We start from the raw sequence: 1,695 nt of genomic DNA, 5'->3' as shown, positions 1-1,695 counted from the left end.
AGCTTATATTATTAAACCAACTTTGATGATGTATGTTGATATCGGAAACGAAAACTAATTAGACTATTGTTCAGGGGTATATCAGATATACCCCTGAACAAGATGTAATTTATTTTAAAATACAGGACATTCCCTCACAAGCTGAATCAGGAATAGTTTCAGTGTTTTCGATATAATAATTAACTAATTCTTGAAAAGTTTTTTTATTATTACGACGTTGTTCTACTTCTGATTTCATTTTATTGTATTTATCTTTTGATATGTTTTCAAAAGGTAAACGAGGAAACGGAGCATCAAATCTTGCTAACAATGCACTAGAAATATATCCTTTATCTTCTTGAATCGCTTCAAAAATTTTAGTGGCTAAAGGAATTATTTCATCTTCTTTTAGTAGAATTGTAGAAGATGTATTATGAGTAGTCCAATGTTCTTGTACTCCCATATAAAAATCAAACATTGATGTTGCTGATATTTTATTAATATCAATGTTTTCTATTCCTTCTAGATTGCTCCAGGAGACCGAAACGGGAATTTCAACTAACCATTCTGTTACTCTTTCATCAAAAGGATTATTTAATAATGTTCCTTTATCATCTTTATCTGATTGTCCTGGTATTACAGAATATCCATAATCGAGACAAGCTTTTGCAACTGCGTCATTTTTTCTATAAGTAATCCTTCTAATATAATTGATTCCAAATGGAGGATGCCAACCAGGAGAAGCATTAGTTAATAAGCTTTTAGTCCCTGCTGGTTGCACTACTGTAAAACGATTTGGTTTTCGGATTTCATGTCTCTCGCAATATTCAATTACTTTTTCTTCTACTATTGATTTCCAAAAAGTTAAATATTGTTTTTCATAATATTTAAAAAGTTTACCAGTAGAATTGATTTCCTCTTGTTCAGGGGGGTTTGATATGTCAGATATAGAAAGTGATAATAATTCAATTAACACTGTTTCGTGATTATCAGACATCCATTTTTCTTTTCTTCCTGTCATCCACCAATTTAACCATTCAATACCAAAAGCTTTAACAAAAAAATCGAATAACCCTGTAAAAGATACACCAATAATAGGGTCTAATTCTCTACTTAATTGATATCGTGAATCAATAAATTTTTGATGTAACAACCCAACTACATTTATTGCTCCTGCTGTAAACGCCTCTTTTTGTTCTTTTAAATTGTTAGGGTTTATCATGTTTAAATGTATTTCTGATAAATCACAGAAATTATTGCTCATGCTCACTTCCGCGCAGTTGTGAACTACTAACCCATTCCCATCAAAACGACTAACTGCTGGTACTGTGCAATCATAGACTTTTTCTACACCTTCATAAGTAAATGACTCAACTGTCGCTATAAATCGGTCACGATAAATAGGTCGTTTATATTGATGGATTAAGTATTCCAACTTTTTCATTTTTGGTTGTTCACTAAATCCTATTGTGTTGTAATATGTGATTAAGTTGTCTTTACTAATCACTAATTCATGTTGAGCTTTACAGTGGTAAAGTTGATATTCACGATTAGAATTAGGCAACATTGCATCTCGTTCTGAGCGACGATTTTGATATATATCTGATATACAACCTAGTCTTGCCAACATCCTTTGAATCGTTTTTAAGGTGTCTAAATTACTTTGTGCTAACCTTACACTTACACCTTTAGTTTGATTTCCTTGAACACTACCAT

At 31.5% G+C, this 1,695-nt stretch carries 1 protein-coding gene; it reads right to left on the bottom strand.

All coding sequences use genetic code 11. The features are described 5' to 3' along the window. Nucleotides 1-109: 109 nt before the first annotated feature. A partial coding sequence (locus tag F6K27_RS33080) for an LAGLIDADG family homing endonuclease (protein WP_287300974.1) occupies nt 110-1,695 on the bottom strand: 1,586 nt, incomplete at its 5' end.

This window comes from Okeania sp. SIO2F5, assembly GCF_010692685.1.
Lineage (GTDB): Bacteria > Cyanobacteriota > Cyanobacteriia > Cyanobacteriales > Microcoleaceae > Okeania > Okeania hirsuta.
This window is presented reverse-complemented; position numbering and strand designations above follow the sequence as displayed.